Annotated in this window: 1 protein-coding gene; it reads right to left on the reverse strand. The window is 73.9% G+C overall.

Features of this window, described 5'->3' with window-relative positions; all coding sequences use genetic code 11:
* The coding region (locus PROKR_RS02365; RefSeq protein WP_036959322.1) for a MerR family transcriptional regulator at nucleotides 1–312 on the reverse strand (312 nt) is incomplete at its 3' end.
* Between the last annotated feature and the right edge of the window lie 320 nt (nucleotides 313–632).

Raw genomic sequence — 632 nt, forward strand, 5'->3', positions numbered from 1 at the left:
GACGCGGTCGGCGTGCGCGGCGAACAGGGCGGCCTCCTCGGCGGCGGCCGCCAGGTCGCCGGGGGCGAGCAGCGCCAGGTAGCGCCGCATCTCGTCGACGGGCACGCCGGCGCCCCGCAGGCAGGACAGCGCCTCCAGCGTCTCGACCACCTGCGGCCCGAACCGGCGGTGCCCGCTGTCCGGGTCGCGCTCCACGGGCGGGATCAGCCCGATCTGCTCGTAGTACCGCAGCGTGGACTGGGCCAGCCCGGTGCGGCGGGCCACCTGCTGGATGGTGAGTGCCCGTTGCGGCGCTGCTGCTGTCGTGGCCATGTCCCCAGCCTGCGACACCTCGAGCGCTTGAGGTCAACTGTGCCGCCGATCACGCCCCACGTCGGTTCCGGCCTTGCTTTACCGGCGCGCGCACGGCAGAGTCTGGTGTGACGCACCTCACGACGGGGTGAGGCGCGTCGCCAAGGAGGTGCCCTGTGACCACCACCGAGTTCGCGACGTTGCGCCGTTCCATCGAGCAGCTGCGTCGAAGCGTTGCCGACGTGCGCGGCGCGTTCGGGGACGCGCCGGAGGTCCGCCGCCTGGTCAACGACCTGGAGCGGCTGGAGATCGACGCGGGCGAGCTGGCCGCCGCCCCCCCC

Origin of the sequence: Promicromonospora kroppenstedtii DSM 19349 (assembly GCF_000515355.1) — a bacterium.
Taxonomy (GTDB): Bacteria; Actinomycetota; Actinomycetes; order Actinomycetales; family Cellulomonadaceae; genus Promicromonospora; species Promicromonospora kroppenstedtii.